The following is a 22,606-nucleotide window of genomic DNA, read 5'->3' as shown; positions in this document are numbered from 1 at the left end:
TGTCATTCCGAGCGTAGCGAGCGAACCTGCTGTCTCCCGCTCTTTGTTCGTAGGACCTAAACATGTGAACTGCAGGCGAAAGAGGCCGCTTTGTGGCGACGCGCAACGTTTGTAATAGCACTGGCGAAAAACGGAAGACAGCAGGTTCGCTCGCTACGCTCGGAATGACAACCCAAAAAGCAAAAACGGGCAAAGACCTGGGTGGAAACCCGATCCTTGCCCGCCCTGATTCCGTAGTCCAAAGGCTACGGCTCTCTCCGCCCCGCGACGCTAGAGCTTATAAGCCTTCCGCACCAGGTTCACCGTAAGGTCCTGCGCCAACTCAAACGCCTCACTCTCGTCCAGGCGATGCTCCGCGACAAGCTTTCCAAGGAAAGCACAATCTATGCGGCGGGCTACATCATGCCGCGCGGGAATCGACAGAAACGCACGCGTATCGTCGTTGAACCCAACCGTGTTGTAGAAGCCTGCCGTCTCGGTGGCCTGCTCGCGGAAGCGGGTCATGCCCTCCGGCGAATCGTGGAACCACCACGGCGGTCCCAGGCGCAGGCAGGGGTAGTGTCCAGCCAGCGGTGCGAGTTCCCTGCTGAACGTCGACTCGTCCAGCGTAAACAGGATGAACGTGAACCCGGGTTCGTTGCCGTACTTCGAGAGCAGAGGTCGCAGGCTGCGGACGTACTCCGTCGGCGACGGAATATCCGCGCCCTTGTCGCGTCCGAACTTCTCGTAGACATGCGGGTTGTGATTGCGGATCGCGCCCGGATGCAGTTGCATCGTAAGACCGTCTTCCACACTCATGCCCGCCATCTCGGTCAGCATCTGCGCCTGGAAGAGCTCCACGTCGCCGGGGTTCGTCTTGCCGGTGTAGATACGTTCGTACAAAGCCGTAGCTTCGTTGAGCGAGAGGTCCGCGGTCATCGCCGTAAGGTGGCCATGATCGGTCGCGGTGGCGCCATTTTCCTTGAAGAAGGCGCGGCGCTTGCGCAGCGCGCTCAGGTAGCCCTTCCACGAAGAGATGTCCTCGCCGCTTACTTCACCGAGCTTCTTCAGGTTGTCCTGGAAGCCGAGGTACTCGGCATCGACGACCGCATCCGGGCGGAAGGTCGGCAGCACGCGGCCCTTCCAGCCGGAGGCCTTGATCTTGCGATGATGCTCCAGCGAATCGACCGCAGCATCCGTCGTGGCGATCACCTCAAGATTAAACCGCTCATACAAGGCACGCGGCAGAAACTCGGGCGTCCGCAATTTCTTATCGATCGCGTCGTAGTACTCGTCGGCGTTCTCAGCGCTGAGACGCTCTTTCAGGCCAAACTGCTCCGCAAAGGCGAAGTCGATCCAGAGACGCGTCGGTGTCCCGCGGAACAGAAAATAATTGCGCGCGAAGAGACGCCAGACCTCGCGCGGGTCGGCCGACTGCTTGCCGTCCACCTGCGGAATGCCCAGCGACTCGAGCGAGATCCCCTGCGAGTACAGCATGCGGAAGATGTAGTGATCCGGTTGAATAAAAAGCGCCGTGGGATTCGGAAAAGGCTGGTTATCGGCAAACCACTGCGGGTCGGTATGGCCGTGCGGGCTGATGATCGGCAGGTCGCGCACTGTCTCGTACAACTTTGCAGCGACCGCTCGCGAAGCGCTCTCCGCCGGAAAGAGTCTATTTTTGTCCAACATGTATTCGCGTCCCTTCGGGCCTAACGTCTCAAGAGCCCACGCTGGAAGCGTATCAAACTCGAACCACTTCGGTCAGACAGGTGCTATGACAGCCACTCCCGGCATCTCATCTATTGCTCTTAACATTGCGATGCTACTCTACTGAGGTTTGACACTTTGGAGTCCCGATTGAACACCCTCTCTTCTTCGCCAATTCCGGTCGCGACAGCGGCGGCACTGACAACCGAACAGTTTTTCAGCCGTGTCCATGCGCTTTCCCCCAGGATTGCGGTCTTCGACTGCGACGGAACACTGTGGTCCGGCGATGCCGGCTCTTCCTTCATGCGCTGGACGATGGACACCGGCCTGCTCTCGCGCGAGGCCACCGAGTGGCTCAACAGCCGCTATGTCGAGTACAAGCGCGGCACGGTCTCCGAGATCGCCATCTGCGGCGAGATGGTGCAGATCTACCACGGCCTGCGCGAGACCGAGCTGCGCAGTGCCGCCGCCGAGTTCTTTCGCAATCACGTCGAACGCAATATCTTTCCCGAGATGGCCGAGCTCGTAGCGGCACTGCAGGATAACGGCGTAGAGATCTGGGCTGTGAGCTCAACCTGCGACTGGGTCATCGAAGAGGGCGTGCGGCGCTTCAACATCCCCGCCAATCGCGTGCTCTCGGCCCGCGTGGCGATTGAGAACGGCCGCGCTACCGAGCGACTGCTGGATGTTCCCACCGATGAAGGCAAGGTCGCCTCACTGCGGCGCGCGGGCATTACTGCGCCGGACGTGGTCTTCGGCAACTCGGTGCATGATGCCGCCATGCTCGCGATCGCGAGGGGCGCCTTCCCGGTAAACCCTTCCGAAGAACTCGTGCAGCGCAGCATCGCTGAATCGTGGCCGGTTTACTATCCGGCTTCTGTTGTGCGGTAGCTGAAAAAATCATTCCTGGCATCGTGAGGGCATGGCTTCGATTGTGCCCTCACGATTTCTAATTTTGTTTACGAGTCAAACTTGGTCCCTCATCGCCTCGTTCACAGCCTAAAAGTTCTACACTGTGAGCAGACGTGAAAGAGCCGATTCGCAAACTCAACGGGCAACGCGCACTCGACACCGCAAAACCGTTGCGGCACGTAGTAGCGGCCATGATTCTGCGCGGCAGCGGGGCCGAACGCGAGGTCTTCATCTGCCAGCGCCGCCCCGATCAGCCCATGGGGCTCAAGTGGGAGTTTCCCGGTGGCAAGATCGAGCCCGGCGAGACCCCGAAAGAGGCTCTGGCTCGCGAGTTGAGCGAAGAGCTGGGCATCGTCGCCGAGATCGGCGATCACATCACCACCGTGCGCCATACGTATCGCAATGGGGGAACGATCGAGATCCAGTTCTTTGCTGTGACTGAATTTAGCGGCGACCTCGACAATCGCATCTTTCAGGAGATGCTCTGGAGCCCTCTCGAACGGTTGCCTGACTACGACTTCCTCGCCGCCGATCTTACGTTGATACGTGACCTGGCCGAAGGCAAGATTCTTTAGAGTAACTTTTCTAGAGCGAAATCAAGATCGTGATACCAATAGCGTTTTTTGTTCATACCCCCCTGAATCGTCATCCTGAGCGGAGCGCCTCGCGCTTTTTGCGAGGTGCGGAGTCGAAGGACCCCGAGGATTGCCATCCTGCCTGTACCCTTCGCCCCTTTTCTACCTCAAGCGTTCCAGCCCCGGACTTTCGCGGTGGAAAAGGTCCCAACGTCATGGGCGAGATCAAGTCCTTCGGGGTCCTTCGACTGCGTAGTTCGCAAAGTACGCGAACTACTTCGCTCAGGATGACGATTCTGTGAGAGTACGAACAAAATACGTCGACTAGTGCGAGAACACCGTTCCCCACAGCATCACCACTGTAAGGGTGGTCGCCAGTGCCGTCAGGCCGCAGGCCACCACGTTGTAGATCGTCGGATTCGTCTTCGCGCCCATCACCGATTTCTTGTTCACCAACACCAGCATGAATACCAGCACGAAGGGCAGCAGCACGCCATTCAGCACCTGCGACAACACCGCCAGCTTCACCGGCTCGGTCTTCGAGACCAGGATGACGATCGCCCCGATGGCCAGCAACGAGGTGTACAGCCAGTAGAAGACTGGGGCTTCCTTGAACTTCTTGCTCAGCCCCGACTCAAATCCCATTGCCTCGCACACCGTATAGGCCGTGGACAATGGCAGGATCGACGCCGCAAACAGCGAAGCATTCAGCAATCCGAACGAGAACAGGATGAATGCATACTTCCCACCCAGCGGACGTAGCGCCTGAGCAGCATCCGCAGCATCGCGAATGTCATGCTGGCCACCAACGAACAGGGTCGCCGCACAGGCGATGACGATAAAAGCCGCGACCAGCACGGAGAATACCGAGCCAAAGATTGCATCGCCCTGGGCCAGCTTCAACTGCGACTTCCGCGCTCCTTTATCCACCACCGAGGCCTGGAGATAGAACTGCTGCCAAGGCGCGACCGTTGCCCCGATAAGGCCCACCGATAAGTACAAATAGCTGTGATTGCGCAGGTCATGCCACTTCGGTAGACGCAGGGTCATGTGCGCAGCCTGGCTCCAGTTCGGGTGCGACAGCACCGCGGTAATGATGTAGGCCACATACAGAAACGAGAGGACGACGAAGATCTTTTCCAGCTTCTTGTAGTCGCCATAGACGACCAGGCACCACACCAGCACTGCCGCAATGGGCACCGTGATAAATTTGCTCAGCCCAAAGAGCTGCGTGCTGCTGGCCACACCGGCGAACTCCGAGACGACATCGCCCAGGTTGCACAGCACCAGGCCCATCATCAGGATCGCGGTAATGCGCAACCCGAACTCTTCGCGGATCAGCTCGCTCAGGCCCTTGCCGGTAACAACGCCCATGCGCGCCGAGATCTCCTGCGCGAACGCCAGCATCACTGCCATGGGAATCATCGTCCACAGCAGCGTATAGCCGAACTGGGCCCCTGCCGTGGCATAGGTGTAGATGCCGCCGGCGTCGTTGTCGACGTTGGCCGTGATAAAGCCGGGCCCGAGGACCGCGAAGATCAGAAAAATGCTGGTCCGCCAGCGACGCCAGAAGCTCATGATGCGGTCATCCTCGAGGGAGTCGTCGTGGAGGGCAGGCCTTCCCGCCGGGCTTCCCTCTGCATCAGGGCATGCAAACGACGCGCGGGTGCAACCAGCGCCGGTTCTCCAGCGACACGTACATTCTCTCGTATGTGGTTTGGATTCTTCGTTGAAACTAGCACGATGCTATCAGGATTGAAGACAAAAGAGGCCTTCAGCATAACCGCCGCGAGGATTCCCCGGTCATCGAGATCGACACCCACCTCATCGGACCATCGGCTGCAGCGCTCGGGGTCCGCAATCAGAGCCGCGTGCAGAGAGCGAAAGTTATCCGTAAGAGCGCGGTGATGAATGCGGAAAGGGCCGCCCGGCGCAATCGCATCGTCGAGAATCGACCACTGATACTGCAGCACGCGGCAGTACCCTGCGCGCTCCTGCAGAAGAGCCTCTACCTGGTTGCGGTCGCTGCCGATTCCAAAGGTGCCAAGGGTTCCCTTCGCAACGGAATCCTCGAGAAAACGCAAAAGCCCGTCGTCACGCAGATCATCGGCTTCAGCGTCGTGCAGTAGCCAGGCATCGATTCGGTCTGCTTTTAAAGCGACAAGACTGCGCTCCAGAGAAGCCTTGGCCTGCTCGGCGGTAAAGCTGGCCTTCTCCGCTGGGGCCGCTACGGCAGAGGCCGCGCGAGACAGCCTCTGCTTCAGTGCGGGCACATGCTGGACAATGGGCCCGGCCAGGCGACGTGCGATCCCCAGCAAAGCCCTATTTCGTGCCGGCGGGATACCGTACTTCGTCGTAATCGTAATCTCGTCGCGATGGCGCTGCCGGAACTCGCCGACACAGGCCTCTGCTTCGCCATAACCGTACATCGGGGCCACATCGAAGTGGCGAATGCCCGCGTCGTACGCCGCTTCCAGCAGGGCCAGGGAGCTGCGCCGTCCCAGGGCACCCATGAGCGATGAGCAGCCATAGCCAAGCTGCGTCGTGATTCGTCCGGTATCTGCAAGCTTGAACGTCTGCAAGGGGCCTCCTGCTGCTGGCTCTAGAGTATCTGCATCGTGGAGGAGAGGCGAAACCGTTGGGTGGAGAAGGGGCATCGAATGCAATTTGTAACTCAGTTGGTAACGTCGTCATCCTGAGCGGAGCGTCCCAGCCTTTGGGGACGCGGAGTCGAAGGACCCCGAGGGTGCCATCATGCCTATACCCTTCGCCCCTTTTCTACCTCAAGCGTTCGAGCCTGAACTTCCGTGCTGGAAAAGATCCCGACTGCCTGGGTGAGGCCAAGCCCCTCGGGGTCCTTCGACTGCGTAGTTCGCAAAGCACGCGAACGACTTCGCTCAGGATGACGGTTCTATGGTGATACGAAAAAACAAACATTGAGGCAGCTACTACGGCATCGCTTTAACCATGACCCGCATTACGCTCGGGACAAATGATCCGCAAGCCTCACCGCAAGAGCAAGCACGGTGTGCGTTGGGTTGGAGAATCCAGAGGTCGGAAAGACCGCTCCGCTGCAGACAAAGCAGTTCCGCGTGCCATGCAGCAGAAGCTCCGGGCTGACGACTCCCTCTGCGGAGCTGACAGCCATGCGCATGCCGCCCATGTGATGGTTGCTGTCATCGCACTGTGCGAGGAAGCCATCTCCCTCTGCCCTCAAGCTTGCTTCAGGGGTCACCTCTGCCACTTCATCCAGAGCCTTCGCCGCTGTTTGCGCGAAATAGCGGATAGTGCTCAGCTCCAGCTCCGAGATACGCCAGTCCAGGCGCGTGCGCCACAATCCCAGAGAGTCCTTCTCCTCACCCAGCGTGATCGAGCTCGTGCTGTCGGGCCGCTGCTCGCAGTGGACGCGCAGCTTGATCGAGGCCGACGCCGGATTGTAGGCCCTGTGCTGCAGCGCATAGCGCAGTGACTGCCGCGCCAGCACAGGGGCATGCTGCACCATGCGTACGGCATCGCCGATGCCTAGCTCTCCGAACCTTCCGCGCAGCAGGTGCTTTACGGTTCCCTTCAGCCCGTCCAGCGTCTCGTCGATGTCGCTCTGAAAGTACATCGTCGCCGCACAGTTCAGCAGACCGGCCTTTTCCTGTTCGGAGGGCATCAGCCGCACCTTGGGGTGGTACTTGTAGCCGCGCAGAAAGATGTTGTCGAAGAGTGTGCCAAAAGCACGGCGGTTGCGCGGCTGGACCTGTGCGGCGTTGGCATCCACATGATCCTGAAAGTGGCGGCCCAGCAGACCCGACCGGTTCCACGGCAGACCGCCCTCTCGCGGTTGCAGGAAGAATCGTACGCACTCGATCGTGCCTATGCAAAAGACAAACTGCTTCGCTTGAAAGACAGCCTCAACCCCTGTCTGCGTGCGGCAACGCAGGCCGCGGACAGTCTCCTGTTCCATCAGAAGTTCAACGGCATTCGCGTGCAGCCAGATGCGAATGCCCGCGTTCTGTTCAATCGAACCGGCGTGCAGACGCGCGAAGTTTGGCTCGGGACACCAGCGCGACAGATAGGACTGCAGCCCGGCAAACTCCGGCTCCTTGAGGCCCAGGGTGTGCCAGACCTCTCCATCACGCTGTATCGCACCGCTGACGCCTTCCAGCTCAAGTGCGCGGCGATAAAAGGGGTCCAGTTCCGCCTTGGCAAACGGCCAGCCGCTGCCAGCGATCCAGTTGCGGCGCTCGAAGTCTTCGGGGTTGAGTTCCAAAATCTGCCCGCCCCACTTCGTCGTCGTCCCTCCGTGCACGCGAAAGCGTCCGGTGTGGATGCCGCGATGCGTCAGGCCAACGACCTCGCTGCGATAGGGTTCCTGTGCGGGCTCTTCGATCTCTCGGCCGCCGCCTTCGACGATGAGAACGCTCTTCCCTTGCCGCGCCAGCTCTACGGCCAGAACGATTCCCGCAGCACCCGCGCCGACGATGCAGACATCAGCTACATCATCAGGGCCGGGCCGGTCGCGCAGGAGATCGAAGATCATGCCTGAGAGCTCCTCGTGGCAAGCAGGTCCCGCAGACGCTGCACAATCGCAGCCACCTGAGCGTCGTTGTGATAGCCATCCCGCACCGCGCGGGCGCGGCCTGCGGCGGCGATGCGCTCGCGGGCCTCTTCATTCGGCAGATAGCGACGAATCTTGGCCACGCACTCTTCGATTCCCGAGAAGAAGACAGCCTCTTCGTCTTCGACAAAACGTGCCAGGTGCCCCGGAGAACGCTCTGCCAGAAGGAAGCCCTGGCAAGCAGCGATCTCGAAGCTCTTGTGCACAAACTCATCCTGGTTGGCATGAGTGATGAAGCTGAGATTGATCTTCGACTTCCAGATTCCCTCGCGGTACTCCTCACGAAAGAGCTCGCCATGGCCGCGATACAACGCAGCCGTCGCCTCCGGCCCGAGCGCCTTCTTCCACACCAGGCCGCCCGAGACCACCACAGGCAGCTCAAACTCTTTCCAGAGCCGCGTCAGGAACTGCGGACGGTCGTCGTAGGGTGTGCCGATGAAGGAGACACCGCGATCACGGTCTTTATCGCTCCATCCAGCCGGTGGCGGAAAGTGAATCGTCGGCTCATAGGCTGTCTGGATCTTGATGACGTCACGAGCCCCGCTGGCCTTGTAGTCCGCAATATTTTTATCGCGCTGCACAACGTGCAGATCGAAGTGCGGAATGTCCTTCATGTACAGCCGCCAACCTGGATCGCGGCGCGGGCCGAAGGCGTTGTCGATCATGTAGCTGACGCTCACGATCCCCATGCCGCGCAGTTTGTCGAGCGTCTCGGGCCGCAGCGAAAGCAACTTGTCCGCCCAGAAGATATCGGGCTTTTCACGTTCGGCCACCGCGAGGATATCGCGGTTCAGACGCGCCACCCACGGCCCGCTCTGCACGCGGTAGACGACCTTCTTCAGGAGGTCACTCTGCGGCTGATAGCCATAGGCGTTCAGCGAGACGACGCTGTGGCCGAGCCGCTCCAGCGCCCAGAGACGGTACTGCGAGGAGTCGTTGGGGGAGAGACCGGCAACGTACAAAATCTTGAGCGGGCGAGCGGTCATGCCATCTTCCTTCGGGTCATGGCCTCACCCTTCACGCAGTTGCGCGATCACCTGCTCGGCGTGGATCACACCGGCGATGTGTCCATGATGATCGACCACGGGAAGTGAGCGGAGGTTGTACTTGTCGAAGAGTTCGGCTACCTCGTTATCGGAAGCCTTCAAGGTGCAGCTCACAATGCGCCACTCGGAGAGCTCGGCCAGGGACTTGTCGGGAGCCGCCAAAAGCAGCCTCGGCAGTGCGACAACGCCCTTGAGGTGCTCCTCTTCGCCAGTCAGATAGATCTCCGTAATGGTGTCCGCGTCTCCGTCAAAGGCGCGCAGTACCTCGATGGCATCGGCAACGGTGGCGCCCAGCGCTACGCCCACGAAGTCAGTCGTCATGCGGCCGGCGGCGCTGTTGGCGGAGAACTCGAGCAGGTCCTCAACGTCCTGACGCTCCTCAGGCTCCATCTCTTCGAGGATCGCTTCGCTCTCCTCATCGGAGAGTTCGGAGAGCAGATCGGCGGCCGCACCGGGGTCCATCTCCTCGATGATGTCGGCTGCGCGTTCGGAGTCGAGGCCCTGCAGCAGCGCCTTCTGCATCTTCGGCTCGACCTCTTCCAGCGTCTCCGCCGCTGTCTCTTCCGGCAGGCTGGTAAAGATAGCCTCGCGCTCGGCCGGAGCCAGCTCTTCGAGGATGGCCGCGATGTCCGAGGGGTGCATCCGCGAAAGCTTGTCCTGCTCGATCCGCAACCGCACGCGCCGAGCTGGGTCCCGGTCGATCAGATCGACAAAGTCCCAGGGAATCGCACGAGACGGGAACTTGCTCGAGACTGCCTCGACCGCCTGTGCCGAGACTCCCTTCAAAAGCCGTCGTGAAGCGCCGCGAAGCCCCACCTCGACCTCGTCGATACGAAGGCCCTTGGCCTCGTCCGATTGGTCCGCGCGCTCCCACGTGAGGTTGACATCGTTCACACGAACGACCTTGCGGCCATCCACGTCGATGATCTGCTGGTCCAGCAAGTCGCGGTCCAACAGCAGAAGATCGTCGGTTTCTGTATAGGGTGTGGGCTTCGAGCCGGTGCGCAAAACCTTATCCGCCCGCCGGGGGACCAGGACCTGATCCACGGGAAGGAACGTCGAACGCATCTTGCCCTTCGATCGCAGGCCGAGAACAAAACCGGCAATATGCGTAGCGTCTCGCGAGAGATCGACCGCGAACTCCGTCACGCGTCCGCAGGGATGTCCAGCGGAGTCGACGACGCGCATCCCCAGAAGGGTGGAGGCGCTGGTCGGCACTGGAATCAAGTCGCTCATCTCTCCCTTAACCTACCCCATCTGAGAGGTTCGCGGTTTGCGGATGACACGCCACGAACACGCACAGCAAACTACAGCGAAAAGCGAAGAGCCAACGCCTGAGCGTTGGCTCTCGATTGGAACGAAAAGTTTACTTGCCGAAGTCGACGGTTGGAGCAGTGCCATTCGCCGGATTGCCCTTGAAGTACTCGTCGCGGTAGTGGAAGCCAGCGATATTCGCCCAAAAGCTGTTAGGAAACTGACGGACATCCACGTTGTACAGCTCGAGCGTCTTGTTGTAGCGCTGGCGCTCGACCGCAATGCGGTTCTCGGTTCCAGCCAGCTCATCGGAGAGCCGGATGAACTGCTCATTGGCCTTCAGGTTGGGATACTGCTCCTGCAGGCGCAACAGGGGGCTGATCGCGAGATCGAGCTTCTGGTTCGCCTGGATGCTGCTCGCATGGTCCGACGACGCGGCAATCACAGCCGCGCGCGCGTTAGCGATGTTGGTCAGTACCGTCTCTTCTTCCTTCACGTAGCCCTTTACCGTGGCAACGAGGTTCGGAATCAGGTCAAGCCGCCGTTGCTGCACGACGTTGAGCTGCGAATAGGACTGATTGACGTCCTCGTTCAACTGAACCATCTGGTTCTTTGCGGAGATATAGCTTCCTGCTCCCAGCAGAAGCACGACCACTAATAGACCTACAACACCCAGTGCAACCCAAATACCCTTCATCGTCGATCTCCCATTTCCTTCTATCGTCTTCATTCCGGCGTCTTGACTTGCGTTCCTAGCTTACTGCACTACCAGTCTCCGCTGGCGCCGCCGCCACCAGAACCGCCGCCAAATCCGCCACCAAAATCTCCGCCGCCGCCACTGCTACCGCCCCTGCCTCCACCGCCTCCGAAGCCGCCACCTCCACCGAAGCCGCCACGTCCTCCGCCCATCATGCTTCCGAGCAGGAACCAGAGCCAGCCACCGCGCCCACCGCCACCGCCTCTGCCGCCAAAGATGACCAACAGAATGACGATGAAAATAATGATGCCGAACCAATTGCTGCCGCCGTGTTGCTCAACCTGCTCACGATGGTAGGTGTGAACCGGAGCCACATCCAGCGTAACGCCCGCATCCGTGGCGATCACCTGAGCAATCTGCTGCGCGCCGGTCTGAATCGCAGGGCCATACTCCCCCTGCTGGAGCTGCGGAACCATGCTGCGGCCGATGTCGCCCACCTTGGCGTCGTTCAGGATGCCCTCGAGACCGTACCCGACCTCAATGCGGCGTTTGTGGTCCTGAATCGCAAAGACCATCACAACGCCTTTATCCGAGCCTTTCGGGCCGACCTTCCACTTGTCCTCAAGCTGTGTCGTGAAGTCCTCGATCGTCAGGCCATCGAGAGAGTTGACCGTCACCACTTCAATCGTCGCGTGCGCCTTCTCATAGACCTGCTTGCACAGATCTTCGAGGCTCTGCTTGGACCCCTCGTCGATAACGCCGGCAAAGTCGCTGACATAGCTTGTCGGCTTGGGCAGTTTGTCGACCGATTCCGCTCGCACCAGGCACGCAGCGGCCAACAAGAACACCAGAACTCCTAGAAATTTACGCGTCACGGTCACGGATTTAGGATACGCCCGGATAGGTTGCGAAGTTCCCTTCCACATAGAACCATCACCAGACATACCCGTGTTCTCTAAGGAAAGTGCCGTTGCAATACCACAGGCGTACGCACTGGCCCAAGACTTTACCCGCAGGGTTGTATAAGCCATCCCTGCGGGCCAATATCTATTGCAGTCCGGTCGAGAAACGCACGTACTAGAACCGCAACTACATCTTCATCTTGCCTTTTAGATCATCAGCCATGTTCGTGTGGGCGGCGACAACGCTCTTGCCCTGCATCACGGCCGCCTTGAACTTCGCGTCCGTGGTGGTCTGAGCCTCAGTCGTGAAGGCATCCAGAGCCTGGTGATGGTCCTGGTCCATCACGTTGATGTATTCCGTATCGAAGTCCGCGCCGGACAGCCCGTTCAGCTTGTCCCACTCAGCCTGGTGGGCCGCATCGGGACCGCTGGGTCCCGTAAGGCCCCATGCCGTGGCAAAGGGCTTCATCTTCGCTTCGAGCATCTTGTGATCGGCCACCATCTTGTGCGCAAAGGCCTTCACCTCCGGGTTGGAAGCCTTGGTCTCGGCCAGTTCGCTCAACTTGATCTCGTTCATATCGCCCTGTGCCGCTGCCGCGAGAAACGTCTTGTCAGCATCGGTGACAGCAGCCTTTGCCTGGGAGGACGCAAACATGGCAGCGCAGCCTATTACGGTCATACAAAGCATCTTCTTCGTCGTCTTCATGGGGTGTCTCCTCGTTGCGGCAGAGCCGCGGAAAAATAGCTTACGGCTGTAGGAGTCCCTGCGCCCCTCCCGCGTTGTCCCCATCCTGGTCCCGGCGGCTTTATTCTGGAGATGGAGAACTCATGCCTTCGATATCGCAGCTACCCCTCGCCACCCCTGAACCAAAGACTCTGGACATCCACGGCACGCAGCTACACGACGATTACGCTTGGCTGCGCGACAAGGGTTCGCCCCGCGTAACAGAGTACCTCGAAGCCGAGAATGCCTATACCAGTGCCGCGATGAAGGGCACCGAGGCACTGCAGGGTGCGCTTTATGACGAGATTCTGTCGCACATCAAGGAGGACGATGTCTCAGTCCCCTATCGCGACGGCGCCTGGGAGTATCTGACCCGCACGGAAAAAGGCCTGCAATATCCCCGCTTCTGCCGCCGCGCCGCAGAGGGCCCAGGCGAAGAGCAGACGATTCTCGACGTCAACGCGCTCGCCGAGGGCCAGCCGTTTATGAGCGTTGGGACCCTCGGCGTCAGTCCGGACGGAAAGCTGCTGGCCTATACAACGGACAACACCGGATTTCGGCAGTACCGGCTCGCGATCAAGAACCTCGAGACGAACGAAACCCTGACCGACACCGCCGAACGCGTGGGCTCGATCTCCTGGGCAGCGGACTCAGCGACGCTCTTCTACACCACCGAGGACGAACAGACTAAGCGCCAGGACCGGCTCTGGAGGCACAGCCTCGGTTCGACCGAAGACACACTCGTCTTCGAAGAGAAGGACGAACGCTTCAACATCGGAGTGGGCCGTACGCTCGACCGCCGCTACCTGATGCTCGAATGCGGCAGCCACACCACCAGCGAGAGCTGGTTTCTCGATGCCACAAAACCTGAAGGAAGCTTCACCCTGATCGCTCCACGCGTTGATGACGAGGAGTACTCCGTCGAGCATCGCGAGGGCTTCTTCTACCTCCGCACCAATCACGAGGCGGAGCAGTTCAAGCTGGTGCGCACACCTGTGGACACCCCAGGCCGTGAGCATTGGCAGGAGATCTTGCCCGAGCACGCAGACGCTCCGCTCGAAGACTTCGATCTCTTCCAGAGCTTCCTCGTCGCCAGCTACCGCGAGCGCGGCCTCCCGGTGTTGCGCGTCTTCGCCCTCGACGCCTCAGGTCTGCTCACCACTTCAAACGACATCCGCTTCCCCGATCCCGCCTACACGGCCTTTGGCGAGATCAATCGCGACTTTGCAACGACAACGTTCCGCTACGCCTACCAGTCGCTGGTCAGGCCTGCGTCGGTATTTACGTACGATGTGGCAACGCAGCAGTCGACCTTGCTGAAGCAGCAGGAGGTGCCGGGAGGATTCGACGCCTCGCAATATGCCTCCGAGCGTCTCTGGTTCAGCGCGACCGATGGCGTGCAGGTTCCGATCTCGCTCGTCTATCGTAGCGACAAGTTTCACAAGGACGGCTCGTCGCCGCTCTATGTCTACGGCTATGGATCGTATGGCTACGCGCTGCCGCTGGGCTTCAGCGCCTCGCGACTGGCCCTGCTGGACCGCGGCGTTGTTATCGCCTATGCCCACATCCGCGGCGGTGGCGAACTCGGCGATCCCTGGCACGATGCGGGCAAGATGATGTCCAAGCGCAACACTTTCACTGATTTCATCGACGCGACGGAGTTCCTGCTCGCCGAAGGCTATGGCGACCGCAAGCGCGTCGCAATCGAAGGCGGCAGCGCCGGCGGCCTGCTGATGGGCGCCGTCACCAACATGCGTCCAGACCTCTTCCACGCGGTGCTCTCGCATGTTCCCTTCGTCGATGTGATGAACACCATGCTCGACGCCAGCCTGCCGCTCACGGTCGCCGAATATGAAGAGTGGGGCAATCCGAACGAGCCCGAGGCCTTTGCCTACATGCGGTCTTATTCGCCGTACGACAACCTCGCGGCAGGAGCGTACCCCGCGATGCTGGTGAAGACCAGCCTGAACGACTCTCAGGTGATGTATTGGGAGCCGGCGAAGTACGTTGCCAAGCTGCGCACGCTCAAGACCAACGACACGCCTCTGCTGTTGCACATCAATATGGATGCGGGACACGGCGGAGCTTCGGGACGCTACGACTATCTGAAGGAGATTGCGTTCGACTTCGCGTTTTTGCTGAAGGAGCTTGGCTTGGTGGAGGAGAAGGGCTAAGCACGGAGAACATCCGTGAACGTAAAATCGTTTCCCTTGAACAACAGGGGCTCGTTAAGGTGCATAGCCAACGCATAGGAGAAGCAGTCACCGAAATTAAGTCCTGCGCGATCCAGTCCTTTGCCGAACCGTCGGAACCCTTGTCGGGCAAGTAGAGCCTGTTCACGATCTACAGGAATGACAGTCAATTGCAGTCGGGCTACAACAGCATCGAGCGCGGCAATAGCGTCAGGCTCTCTTCTTCTGATCATGACGATAGAGGTTTCTACAAGTGTCGCAGCAGAGATGAGTCTCGTCACATCGTTCAATATTGCGGAAATATAAATTGAGGCATCAGGTTCTGCGAGGAGGATTGCCACCAATGCTGATGAATCAATAACCATTACTCGCAAAAACCTTCTGGGCCGTACCCCAGAATCTCATCGTCCGTCAGGTCTTCGTTGATAGGTTTCAGATTGAAGCTCCGTATCATCGCCAGAACCTCTTCAACGGAAGGAGAGGATAGGTTTTTCCCTGCGGCGTTAAAACGAATCAGGCGCTCTTCCGCGGCCGCACCAATGGCCTCTGTAATGGATTCTCCGGTAACAGAGGCCAAGCTTCGTACCTTCTGCTCCACCGCCGGATTGGTAATATGCAACGCCATGTACATAGTGTACATGGCTACTAAGCCTTGGCGGTCAACTCCACCTTGTCACCCTCACCCGGCGCCAGGAACAGATTCGTCTCCAGCCCATGCTGCTGCGTGTAGAGGTCGTAGTAGCGGCCTCCCAGCTTGTACAACTCGTCGTGGGTGCCACGCTCCAGAATTCTTCCCTGCTCGATCACCAAAATCTGGTCGGCCCGGCGAATCGTTGAAAGTCTGTGCGCGATCACGAAGGTCGTCCGTCCCTGCATCAGGTAGCTCAGACCATGCTGAATCAGCGCCTCGGACTCCGAATCGAGCGAGCTCGTGGCCTCGTCGAGGATGAGGATGCGTGGGTCCGCCAGGATCGCTCGTGCAATCGAGATGCGCTGCCGCTGTCCGCCGGAGAGCTTCACTCCACGCTCCCCGACGATGGTGTCGTAGCCTTCTGGAAAGCGTTCGGCGAACTCGTCCACACGCGCAATAGAGCAGGCCTTCAGGCATTCTTCTTCCGTCGCTTCAGGCCGCGAGAACTTCACGTTCTCGCGAATCGTGCCATCGAAGAGAAAGGTCTCCTGCAGCACGACACCAAGTTGGCTCCGGAAGCTGCTGAGCTTCAACGTCGCGAGATCGTGGCCGTCGATCAGCACCGCTCCGCTCTGCGCGGTATGGAAGCCACAGATCAGACTGATGATCGTCGATTTACCCGAGCCGCTCGATCCAACGAGTGCCGTCACCGTTCCAGGTTTGGACTCGAAGTTGATGTTGTGCAGCACAGGCTTGTCGTCAACGTAGGAGAAGCTCACATCATCGAAACGAACATCTCCGGACACGACACCGATCTCATGCGAACGCAGAGGATCGGCGTCCTCCTGCCGTTCGGCGAGAACCTCCCTGGTGCGGTCGAGACCGGCAACAGCTTCAGTAAGTTGCGTGCCGACCGAGACAAGCTGAATAAGCGGCGCAATCATGAAGACCAGGAACATCACATAGCTGAAGTACTGGCCCACGGTGAGCTTATCGGCATAGTGCTCATGGGCTCCGATAAACATCACCAGTGCCGTAACGATGCCCTGAGCGGCTGTCGCAGCCAGCCCCATAAACGACTGCGCCGTGATCGAACTGATGACGTTCCGCAGCAAGCGCTCCGCGCCGGCGGCGAAGACGTTCGCCTCGTTGGCCTCGGCATGGTAGCCCTTGATCACGCGGACGCCACCAAGCGACTCCGTCAGGCGGCCAGACACCTCGGAGCTGATCTTGGCTCTCTCGCGAAAGATCGGGCGAATCGTCTTGAAGGCATATTGCAGGATCGCCCCAAAGATCAGAAGAATAACGAAAGTGAGCAGCGTCATCTTTACGCTGATATGCAGTAGCCAGACGAACGCAAAGATCGCTGTCAGCACGCCGCCGACAAAGTCCACCACTCCGGTGCCGACCAGGTTGCGGATGCCTTCAACATCGTTCATGATGCGAGCCACCAGCGTGCCCGTACGGTTCTCGTCGTAGAACGCGACCGGAAGCTGTCCGATGTGCTGTTGTACCTGCTTCCTGATGTCGGTAATGAGACGCTGGCCCGACTTGGATAGCAACTGGGTCAGGGCATACGAGGTGCCGCCCTGCAGGATCGTGGCCGCGACAGCCGCGCCAACGATCATCGGCAGAAGCGAGATGTCTTTCGCATTCATCACCTTGTCGATCAGCGGCCGAGAGAGAGCGGGCAGGACGAGGCTCGATGCCCGGTTGACGATCATCAGCAAAAAGCAGCCGGAGAGGAGCCAGAGACGCGGCTTGATCAGCACCCAGATCTCGGGCAGAATGTCGCTGAGCTTCGGCTTTGGACGCTTCGCCGTCAAATCGGCGCTGAGAGCCTTACTGGTATTACGCGAGGGCCTCTCGGCCGAACGCAAACCACCACTGCCGCGACCGAGACCCGAGCTTCCTAAACCTGCCATGAATTAACCCTAATGTCCTGCCACGATGAATCGAAGTCTCATTGAAGTCCTGAGTGTTCGATGTTCCAGACTCACCGAAGACTCAGGCTACACGCCCACGGCGGGCTGCGATGAACGACCGAACGCACAGAACGACGAAGATCAGGCAGACAAACGCCATGATGAGCTGCTCATGCACCGCTGCCGGATGAGCCAGTTCCACCTGCTGGGCATGCGCCTTGACCAGCGACTTGATGGACATCACCGCCGGGAAAAGGAAGCCCAGCAAGCCAACGGTCACCGCAATATGCATCCAGAGCATGCGCTTCTTCGCGTCATTACCCGATGCCAAGGCTCCACTGAGCGCCAGCACCAGGCCAAACCAGCAGGGGATGAGGGACGTCGGATGGCTGGAACCGGTCATCACAAAGCCGGCAACACCCAGAACAACCAGCAGCACACCAAAGACGATCGTTAGTTTTGCCACAGAGGAATCTCGCTTTCAGAATTAAAGTTTGTAGTTACGCAGTGGCCGCTTTGCGGATCTGCGCGATCACTTCGTCGGTAGTCCAGTCGTTGGTTGGATAGAACGCAACAACCTTTCCGTCCTTGCCGATCACCAGCGTCGACAACGAGTGCTGCAGCGTCCCGTTGTCTCCAGGAGTGACTCCGAGACCGAAGAACTGCTCCATCTTCGCCATCTCATCCGTCGTGGGCGCGGCAAAGTCCCAATGCCCGAACTGCTCCTGCGTATAGCGTCCAGTGTAGGCTCCGCCATAGCTCCGCAGCACCTTTGGAGTGTCGTAGGTAGGGTCAAAGCTGATGCTAAGCAGATGCGTCTCGCCATAGACCCCGGCATCCGTGCTGAGGGACTTGTCGATCTCCGCAAAGTTGCGGCTCAGGCGCGGGCAGTAGTCCGCCAAAGGGCAGCGCGTGTAGATGAAGGTCATCAGGAGGACCTTGCCCCGGAATTGCTTGAGGCTGATCTTCTTATCCGACTGGTTAAGTAGTGCGAAGTCGGGAACCGAATCGCCCGGCGCGGGTTCGTGATACTGCACCGTCGGCTTGTAATCCGGCCGCGCCTGCGCGATCACGACGATGTCGGTCAGGCGCATATTCGTTGGGCCATCGGCATCCTGGTCGGTCACCAGCGTTGCGGTAATCTTGTCGCCCGGATGCAGTTCCGACATCACCGTCGGATCGCTCAACCGATAGGCCATCGTCATCGCTTCCATAAAGCCGGGAATCGACTCGTGCTTCAGCAGAACGGATTTGTTGGTCGCGTCCAGTTCGACGACCACTCCCCGTATCGGGTAGTGCTTCGTTGCAACCGCAGATGGCTTCGCCGCGGAGTGACAGCCGGTTACAAGGCTGCCAAGCGCCAGGGTCATGGCAGCAACAAGAGCGAGAAGAGTAAAACGCAAACGCACGAAGAGCCTCAGGGAGCACGATGAAAAGAAATCGGGCTCACCTCTTATGATAGCTGGCCCGCTGCAGGTCCTTCGCCCTCTGGCGTGCCGTGTTAGCATCACAGCCAAAAGCTTCACCAACAGAGTTGACCCGGTGCGGCAGCTACTGCGGAAGGCAAAACCTCAGGAATTTCCTGCTGTTTTGAGCTCGCTTCTGCCTCACCTTCACGGACAGGTTTGTCCAACGCAGGAGCAAACGACAGTGCAGTTATCGCACAGACCCGACGACACGACCGCAGGTCCCTCCGTACTCTGGCTCGCTCTCGGCTTCCTGCTCACGGGGCTGGGGACTGTTCTCCTCGGCCCGATCCTCCCCTCCGTCTCGCAGAACTGGCATCTTGCCGACTCCCAGAGCGGCCTGCTGCTCTTCGCCAAGTTTCTCGGCTCCTTCATCGGAGGCGTCACCGTACCGCGCAAGCTGCGGTTCGGAATCCTCGGCGGCACTCTGCTGGCCTGTGCCGGATTCGGGGCCTTTGGGCTGTCTCAAGGGCTCCTGAGCGGCATGTTGACACTCTTTGTCGCAGGCATCGGGCTCGGTCAGATCATCGCCTCGACCAATATCCTCGCGGGACACCGTTACCGCGCACACACCGGTTCAGCTCTAGCCTCATTGAACTTCTTCTGGAGCCTGGGCGCGGTCGGCGCTGGCGTCATCATCGCGGCCCTGATGCCGCACTTCGGCCTGCGCAATCTTCTGCTGTACTTTGCCGCGGCGTTTCTCGTCATCAGTATCGGAGGAGGCCTCGATTGGCGTTTGCGGCCTGGAAAAGCCTCCCGGGATTCACAACCGTCCGATGCACCCAGGAATCCCTCTCTCCCGATGGAGGCCCTGCTTCCCTTCGTGCTGCTGCTCTTCTTCTACGGTGGACTGGAGACGTGCCTCACCGGCTGGCTCACGACTTACACCCTTCGCTACTCCGACACGCATCTGCTCGGCGGCCAGTCCGCCACGATCCTGATGTGGACGGCGCTCACCGCAGGACGCGGGCTCTCTTCGATTGCCCTTCGCTATATCCGCGAGAGCACCGTGCAGCGCGTGGGCCTGGTCTTCTCCTTCGTCTTCACCGGGGCGCTGACGATGACGCACCATGCCACGGAGCTTTCACTCTGCTGCATCCTGCTGGGGCTCAGCCTCTCACCCTTCTTCCCGGCAACCTTTGGCCTGCTGATGCGCCGCTCGCCCTCGGCACGAGAAGCGGGATTTGTGCTGGCGGTCTCCGGCCTTGGCGCCGCAGCCTTTCCGTGGCTGATGGGGATCGTCTCCACACACAGTGGATCATTACGCCTTGCGATGGCTGTGCCGATGGTACTCGCCCTGTTGCTGCTTGCCGTCAGCTTCTGGAACCCGGCGCGTAGCAGCTCGTCTCCGGCACTGTAGAGGATTCCCGCATAGGTGTAGGGTGTGTCCGCAAACTGCGGTTCGAGATAAAGATCGAGCCGTGCAAATTGCTTCTTAAGCCAAGACTCGGAAGGGCAGGGTTTCAACCCTGCCATAAAAACAGGGCTGAACGGCTCACCTTTCTGCCGAAGGCCGGAGTGAAGGCGCAGCCGCAACGACTGAATTGTATTCCTGCGTGTAGCCCAGGTAGCACAGGGACACCCGAGGTGTATTCGCGAATGCGGCTACCTGTTCGCTGCAACCAAAGAAAGCAATTCAGTCGTTGCGGCTACGCCTTCACTCCAGCCTTCGGCAGATAGGTAGGTTCTTGTGGAACGGCTTTCACGGCAGGGTTGAAACCCTGCCCTTCCGGATCTTGCCCTGACAAACTATTTGCACGGCTCGATCTTTATCTCGAGCCGCAGTTGCGGAGACACCCTACACCTATTCGGGACTTCTCCAGGCGCAAGAAAAGTAGTTGGACCTGTAAACCCAGCGCTCTTGAACACAGAAGCTACGGGCGTGTGCCCAGGTTGCTGCTTCCGTTCGCCGTTGGGATCACGGGCAGACCGGCGGCGATCGGAGTAATCACGGGAGTACCGACGCCGACGATCTCCGTCATGGAGGTCTTATTCGTCACCCAGACGTCACCTGAGCCATCGACCGCGATCGTAAAGGGTTCGTTCAGGCCAGTGCTGGTGTAACCATTAGCTCCGGAGAGAAATGCCCCGGAGTTCGAAAGCTCGGTTACGGAGTTACCTGCCAGATTCGCCACCCAGACGTTACCCGAGCCGTCGATCGCGAGTTGAAGGGTATCGTTCAGGCCGCCGCCGGTAAAGCCGTTGGGTCCGGAGAGGACTGCTCCGGAGTTGGAGAGCTTGGTCACAGAGGTACCTATATTCGCCACCCAGGCGTTACCCGCGCTGTCGATCGCGATTCCGTCGGGATCACCCAGGCCGCCGCCGGTAAAGCCGGCCCCGGAAAGGTTTGCCCCGGTGCTGGAGGCCTTGGTTACCGCGTTAGCGAATCCATTAGACAACCAGAGGTTGCCCGAACCGTCGATCGCTATCCCCTGGGCATTGAACAGGCCGTTATCGATGGTGTAGCTGTTGAGGATTGTCCCGGTACGGGAGAGCTCAGTCACGAAGCCTTGGTCGGAATTCGTCGCCCAGGCATTGCCCAAGCCGTCGATCGCAATTGTATCGGGCTGACCCAGGCCACCGCTGGGGTCGGTATAGCCAGTGGCCCCGGAGAGGAATGACCCGCTGCCGGAGATCTCGGTTACAGCGACACCCCTTTGATTCGCCACCCAGGCGTTGCCCGAGGTGTCGATCGCAATCCCCTCTGGATTGTTCAGGCCGCCGCCGGTGTAGCCGCTGGTCCCGGAGAGGACCGCTCCTGCGCTGGAGATCTCGGTCACAGACTTGGTTCTCCCGTTGATGACCCAGACGTTGCCTGTGCCGTCGATCGCAATTCCCTCTGGATCGGGCAGGCTGCTGGTGTAGTTGATGCTGAGGGTCAGGTCGTTGGCAGCAGTGACGATAGGCTGGAAGGGGCTGGCGTTGGTTGCCAGGTTGAGCAGCGCAGAGACATTGGCTGCCGGATGCTGCGCGATGTTGATCGCCGCTGCCGCTGTGTCGGTGGGCGCCGTGCCGTTCGTCGCGTTGGCGAAGAGCGTGCTGCATCCCGACGAGCTGATGCCGTTGGAGTTGATGCACGCGGCCAGGACGTCTGCCAGGGTGTTGATCGTGGTCACGGGCACCACGGCGTTACTGTTGAGAGGCAGGGTCGCATTGGGAGTCCCGCTAGCCTGGTTCGCGATGTTCAACGCGGTGTTGAAGGCGTTAGCCAATCCGACTCCGGCGAGCGAATGGCCCGTCACCGCGCTGGGCGCGCCGATGTGCAGCGGGTCGGAGGCAAAGCCCGCCAGCGCATACGCGGCAGCGACTGTGCTGACCTCATTCATGAACACGGAGGAAACACCCGGGAAGGCGGCGCCGGGAGTCGCGCTGGCGCAACCTCCTACTACCGCCAGCAGCGAGGCTGCGGGGTTCGGGGTGCCGGCAACGCCGAAGCCGGCCAACTGCGGATCTCCGCCGGTCGAGTACAGATAGACCTGCTGGCCTGAAGTGCAGGCAAAAGCCCCACTGATATCGAAGTTACCGAAGGCGTCCGTAGTGACGTAGAAGTTCCCGTTCGTATCCGCCGAATTTCCCGTCGCGGCAGTCAGCAGCGAGGTCGATGCATTGCCTGTGGTCCCTGAAGTGGGGGCGATCCCCTGACCGCCATAAGCGACCGTACTCGCGGCATACATATAGACATGCGAGCCGCTGATCGGCTGTTGACCGCCATGAACCACGCCGCGAATGTGCATCGCGGTCTGAGTCGCGGTATTGGAGACATCCCCGAAGTTCGTCGAGCAACCGCTGAGTCCCAGAGCAAAAGCCACGCTCAGTACGCTGGCTACAGACGAAAAAGACAGACAACGAATTCTCACGAATTTCTCCCGCACCGGAATGGTGGTTTTATGCGTAAAACATATGCAGAACAGGGGCCGAATCCAGTTAGGTTATCAGCAGACCAACAACACTTTGGACAGTAAGGTGTAAAAACTTCATCGGAATTGGGGC

At 59.7% G+C, this 22,606-nt stretch carries 19 protein-coding genes; 4 read left to right on the top strand and 15 right to left on the bottom strand.

Going from position 1 to position 22,606, the window contains the following annotated elements; translation table 11 throughout:
- Window positions 1-270: 270 nt before the first annotated feature.
- Window positions 271-1,668, bottom strand: a complete 1,398-nt coding sequence (uxaC, locus tag ACIX8_RS08215; RefSeq protein WP_014264874.1) for a glucuronate isomerase — start codon at window positions 1,666-1,668, stop codon at window positions 271-273.
- A 168-nt stretch (window positions 1,669-1,836) separates the two neighbouring features.
- Between uxaC and ACIX8_RS08210 the strand changes: the two genes are divergently transcribed.
- A complete protein-coding gene (locus ACIX8_RS08210) occupies window positions 1,837-2,577 on the top strand; it encodes an HAD family hydrolase (protein ID WP_223295486.1) in 741 nt (246 codons plus the stop codon).
- Between the two features lie 134 nt (window positions 2,578-2,711).
- On the top strand, window positions 2,712-3,173 hold the full coding sequence (locus tag ACIX8_RS08205; protein WP_014264872.1) for a (deoxy)nucleoside triphosphate pyrophosphohydrolase: 462 nt from the start codon (window positions 2,712-2,714) through the stop codon (window positions 3,171-3,173).
- 324 nt (window positions 3,174-3,497) lie between these two features.
- Here the strand turns inward: ACIX8_RS08205 and ACIX8_RS08200 are convergent, their stop codons facing one another.
- The 8 genes from ACIX8_RS08200 to ACIX8_RS08165 form a co-directional block, all read right to left on the bottom strand.
- Entirely contained in the window at window positions 3,498-4,751 is a 1,254-nt protein-coding gene (locus tag ACIX8_RS08200) for an Nramp family divalent metal transporter (RefSeq protein ID WP_014264871.1), read from the bottom strand.
- Window positions 4,748-5,755 (bottom strand): aldo/keto reductase, encoded by a 1,008-nt coding sequence (locus ACIX8_RS08195; RefSeq protein ID WP_014264870.1) that lies wholly within the window; start codon window positions 5,753-5,755, stop codon window positions 4,748-4,750. Before ACIX8_RS08195 ends, ACIX8_RS08200 begins: the two co-directional genes overlap by 4 nt.
- 395 nt (window positions 5,756-6,150) lie before the next feature.
- Window positions 6,151-7,701, bottom strand: coding sequence for a GMC oxidoreductase (locus ACIX8_RS08190; RefSeq protein ID WP_014264869.1), 1,551 nt, complete (start codon window positions 7,699-7,701; stop codon window positions 6,151-6,153).
- Complete coding sequence (locus ACIX8_RS08185) at window positions 7,698-8,765, bottom strand: CgeB family protein (protein ID WP_014264868.1); 1,068 nt, start codon at window positions 8,763-8,765, stop codon at window positions 7,698-7,700. Before ACIX8_RS08185 ends, ACIX8_RS08190 begins: the two co-directional genes overlap by 4 nt.
- Before the next feature lie 24 nt (window positions 8,766-8,789).
- Entirely contained in the window at window positions 8,790-10,061 is a 1,272-nt protein-coding gene (locus ACIX8_RS08180) for a magnesium transporter MgtE N-terminal domain-containing protein (protein ID WP_014264867.1), read from the bottom strand.
- A 130-nt stretch (window positions 10,062-10,191) separates the two neighbouring features.
- Window positions 10,192-10,776, bottom strand: a complete 585-nt coding sequence (locus ACIX8_RS08175; RefSeq protein ID WP_014264866.1) for a LemA family protein — start codon at window positions 10,774-10,776, stop codon at window positions 10,192-10,194.
- A gap of 68 nt (window positions 10,777-10,844) precedes the next feature.
- On the bottom strand, window positions 10,845-11,702 hold the full coding sequence (locus tag ACIX8_RS08170) for a TPM domain-containing protein (RefSeq protein WP_052310580.1): 858 nt from the start codon (window positions 11,700-11,702) through the stop codon (window positions 10,845-10,847).
- A 163-nt stretch (window positions 11,703-11,865) separates the two neighbouring features.
- Entirely contained in the window at window positions 11,866-12,384 is a 519-nt protein-coding gene (locus tag ACIX8_RS08165) for a DUF4142 domain-containing protein (protein ID WP_014264864.1), read from the bottom strand.
- A gap of 122 nt (window positions 12,385-12,506) precedes the next feature.
- Between ACIX8_RS08165 and ACIX8_RS08160 the strand changes: the two genes are divergently transcribed.
- Window positions 12,507-14,576, top strand: coding sequence for a S9 family peptidase (locus ACIX8_RS08160; RefSeq protein WP_014264863.1), 2,070 nt, complete (start codon window positions 12,507-12,509; stop codon window positions 14,574-14,576).
- Here the strand turns inward: ACIX8_RS08160 and ACIX8_RS08155 are convergent.
- From ACIX8_RS08155 to ACIX8_RS08135, 5 genes are all read right to left on the bottom strand, one after another.
- Window positions 14,573-14,959, bottom strand: a complete 387-nt coding sequence (locus ACIX8_RS08155) for a type II toxin-antitoxin system VapC family toxin (protein WP_014264862.1) — start codon at window positions 14,957-14,959, stop codon at window positions 14,573-14,575. The two genes, ACIX8_RS08160 and ACIX8_RS08155, sit on opposite strands and share 4 nt — an antisense overlap.
- Window positions 14,959-15,225 carry a type II toxin-antitoxin system VapB family antitoxin gene (locus ACIX8_RS08150; RefSeq protein ID WP_044176374.1) on the bottom strand — a complete coding sequence of 89 codons (267 nt, stop codon included), beginning with the start codon at window positions 15,223-15,225 and terminating at the stop codon, window positions 14,959-14,961. The genes ACIX8_RS08155 and ACIX8_RS08150 overlap by 1 nt, the downstream gene beginning before the upstream one ends.
- A gap of 14 nt (window positions 15,226-15,239) precedes the next feature.
- A complete protein-coding gene (locus ACIX8_RS08145) occupies window positions 15,240-17,150 on the bottom strand; it encodes an ABC transporter ATP-binding protein (RefSeq protein ID WP_014264860.1) in 1,911 nt (636 codons plus the stop codon).
- Between the two features lie 82 nt (window positions 17,151-17,232).
- Window positions 17,233-17,616, bottom strand: coding sequence for a hypothetical protein (locus ACIX8_RS08140; protein ID WP_014264859.1), 384 nt, complete (start codon window positions 17,614-17,616; stop codon window positions 17,233-17,235).
- A 34-nt stretch (window positions 17,617-17,650) separates the two neighbouring features.
- On the bottom strand, window positions 17,651-18,559 hold the full coding sequence (locus ACIX8_RS08135) for an SCO family protein (protein ID WP_014264858.1): 909 nt from the start codon (window positions 18,557-18,559) through the stop codon (window positions 17,651-17,653).
- A gap of 241 nt (window positions 18,560-18,800) precedes the next feature.
- Between ACIX8_RS08135 and ACIX8_RS08130 the strand changes: the two genes are divergently transcribed.
- Entirely contained in the window at window positions 18,801-19,976 is a 1,176-nt protein-coding gene (locus ACIX8_RS08130) for an MFS transporter (RefSeq protein ID WP_014264857.1), read from the top strand.
- Between the two features lie 514 nt (window positions 19,977-20,490).
- Here ACIX8_RS08130 and ACIX8_RS08125 read toward each other — a convergent pair.
- Window positions 20,491-22,473: an NHL repeat-containing protein gene (locus ACIX8_RS08125; protein ID WP_014264856.1), complete on the bottom strand. Its 1,983-nt coding sequence runs from the start codon at window positions 22,471-22,473 to the stop codon at window positions 20,491-20,493.
- Window positions 22,474-22,606 lie beyond the last annotated feature (133 nt).

The organism is Granulicella mallensis MP5ACTX8, from assembly GCF_000178955.2.
Lineage (GTDB): Bacteria > Acidobacteriota > Terriglobia > Terriglobales > Acidobacteriaceae > Granulicella > Granulicella mallensis.
The sequence above is the reverse complement of the archived record's forward strand: the minus strand, read 5'-3'. Positions and strand labels throughout refer to the sequence as shown.